This is a genomic window from Pontibacterium sp., assembly GCF_041587635.1.
Taxonomy (GTDB): domain Bacteria; phylum Pseudomonadota; class Gammaproteobacteria; order Pseudomonadales; family Balneatricaceae; genus Pontibacterium.
Map to the genome: position 1 here is coordinate 1 of NZ_JBFGYC010000517.1, position 2,868 is coordinate 2,868.

A 2,868-nucleotide genomic window follows, 5' to 3' on the forward strand; every position below is an offset into this window, starting at 1 on the left:
GCTCGAGCGCTTCCTTAAAGAGATCACACATCCGGGCGGTTTTATAAAACGACGCTTGCAACAGAGTCATCTCAGCCACAAACCCCTGAAGGTCAGATCGGAACATATCCGACAGAGACGATCGTTCCCCAAAATGGGCCTGAATCAATCTATCCATCTCCCGCTGAAGCTCAAGCATCGCCGGAATCCTGGAGAATATAATCAGATCACCCTTGAACAGATACGCGTTACGCTCACGATCACTAAGCGGTTGTGACGTGCGAATGATCTTCATATCCCCTGCTTCCCCCTGTAATCGAAAACTGACCTACAGGTTAAGGAATGAAGCACCTTACAGACAGGTACAGTGCCTGAAACTGAGACGGGTACACACCTGTCTGTCAGGATTTTCCTTTCAGATTCACCGAACCAAACGTCGACTCTTTCTTGGCTTCACTAAACGCCCCTGAAGAGATCGAATCCTGAGGTTTGCTGATCAGCTTACGCCGCACGACTGACGGCTGGGATTCCGGCTCCACCGGAGCCTGCCCTTTCTTAATCGCGGCACGCTCTTCACTTGGCGGCACACCCATATGTTCGCGGTAACATTTGCTGAAATGCGGTGTAGAGACAAAACCGCAGGCCGCAGCGATGTCGATAATCGGCATGGTGTTCTGCATCAGCAGCTGACGTGCTCTTAACAGGCGTAACTTGAGGTAATACTTGGACGGGGAACAATCGAGGTATTTCTGAAACAGTCTCTCCAGCTGACGGCGCGACAGATCAACAAACTCGGCCAGTTCATCCATCTCGATAGGCTCTTCGATGTTGGCTTCCATCAGTGCAACCACCTCCACCAGCTTCGGCTGGGAGGTCCCCAACACATGGCGCAGCGGCACTTTCTGCTGGTCGCTTTCATCCCGAATACGATCACAGATAAACATCTCTGAAATGGCGGCAGACAAGCGGTAACCGTGTTCCTGCTTGATGATATTCATCATCATATCCAGTGCAACGGTGCCACCACTGGCGGTAAAACGGTTGCGGTCCAGACTGAATAAACTGTTGGTACAACGCACGTGCGGGAAGGTTTCCTGCATCGATGCCAGATACTCCCAATGCACACTGCACTCATAACCGTCCAGCAACCCGGCATCTGCCAGCGGATACGCACCGGTGCAGATACCGCCGAGGGTACAGCCCTTGCGATCCATATCCCGTAACCAGTTGAGGTGCGCTTTGTTGTACGCCTTGGTGACATTGACACCACCGACCACAATCACCGTATCCAGCTCAACCTGATCTGCAACACTGGCATCAGGCGTGATCTGGATACCATCACTTGCGCTGACTGGCTGACCATCAATGGTCAGCGTATGCCAGTTATACAGCTTTTCGCCGCTAAGCTGGTTGGCCATACGTAAGGCTTCGACCGCCGAAGCCAAAGAGATCATGGTGAAGTTATTAAGCAGCAGAAAGCCAATCGAACGGACTGGTTCAGAAACAGTTTCGGTCGTTGAACGCACCATAAATCAACCCCAAACCGGTTCTGGCTTCGCCACCGCTGACCGGCTTTTATATCATTGTTATTTCAGATCCGGGCTTCCATCCCGATCCGACAATGGCCACGACAATCCGCCCAGCCATTGATTAAATAATAAGCAGAAAACAGAGAAGCCACTACCTGATAATCAACAAGTAGCGGCGGGTCTCTACCAATGGACTAACACTCGATAGCGTTTACTGCCAAACCGCCACGAGAAGTCTCTTTGTATTTATCCTGCATATCCATACCGGTATCGCGCATGGTCTTGATTACCTTATCCAGCGAGATAAAGTGATCACCATCACCGCGCAGAGCCATCTGAGTCGCATTGATCGCTTTCATCGCACCGATGGCGTTACGCTCAATGCATGGCACTTGTACCAAACCACCCACCGGATCACAGGTCAGCCCCAGATTGTGTTCAAGCCCAATCTCCGCTGCGTTTTCCACCTGTGCAGGCGTACCGCCCAGCACTTCACACAAGCCCGCCGCAGCCATCGCACAGGCAGAACCCACTTCGCCCTGACAACCGACTTCGGCGCCAGAGATTGAGGCGTTTTTCTTGCATAACGAGCCAATCGCAGCGGCCGCCAGCAGGAAATCCACTACGCACTCTTCCGTTGGGTTGGATGTGAATTCCATGTAGTACATCAACACGGCGGGGATAATACCGGCCGCACCGTTGGTTGGCGCCGTCACCATGCGACCGCCACCGGCGTTCTCTTCATTCACGGCCAGAGCGTAGAGGTTGACCCAATCCATCGCACTCAATGTAGAACTGATCACATTAGGTTTAGTGGAACGGATCAGCGATTTATGCAGACTCATAGCGCGACGTTTAACATGCAAACCGCCGGGCAAAGTACCTTCTTTGTGTAAGCCGGTGGCGATGCAATCTTTCATCGCGGCCCAGATATCCATCAGGCCATCCCGTACTTCCCGTTCGGTGCGCCAGACCTTTTCATTTTCCATCATCAGTTGGCTGACGGTGAGTTTGTTGTTCTCACACAGTTCCAGCAATTCAACCGCATTGTTAAAGTCGTAAGGCAGTTCAACCTGAGGCACCAGATGCGCGTCAGCGGTCGCCTCACTTTCGTCGATCACAAAACCGCCGCCGATGGAGTAATAGGTGTTTTCGTAGATCACTTCGTCATCCGCACCGAAGGCACTCAGGCGCATGGCGTTGGGATGATATGGCAGGTTCTCTTCGAGCAAGCGCATATCCCGGGACCAGATAAACTCAACCGGGTATTCACCCAGTAACTTAAGGCTGGAACACTCTTTCAATGCAGCTACTTCAGGCAAGATGATCTCTGGATCGACGCTGCTGGGCCGTTCACCCA

At 52.4% G+C, this 2,868-nt stretch carries 3 protein-coding genes; all 3 read right to left on the reverse strand.

Features of this window, described 5'->3' with window-relative positions; translation table 11 throughout:
* The coding region (locus tag ABYW01_RS18330; RefSeq protein ID WP_372835629.1) for a hypothetical protein at positions 1-274 on the reverse strand (274 nt) is incomplete at its 3' end.
* Positions 275-380: 106 nt separating this feature from the next.
* A complete protein-coding gene (locus tag ABYW01_RS18335) occupies positions 381-1,508 on the reverse strand; it encodes a GlxA family transcriptional regulator (protein ID WP_372835632.1) in 1,128 nt (375 codons plus the stop codon).
* Positions 1,509-1,702: 194 nt separating this feature from the next.
* On the reverse strand, positions 1,703-2,868 hold a 1,166-nt coding region (locus ABYW01_RS18340; RefSeq protein WP_372835635.1), incomplete at its 5' end, for an L-serine ammonia-lyase.

What these genes read in the sequence shown, in the direction of transcription:
- ABYW01_RS18335 (WP_372835632.1), bottom strand. Translation starts at nt 1,508, where the DNA reads ATGGTGCGTTCAACGACCGAAACTGTTTCTGAACCAGTCCGTTCGATT.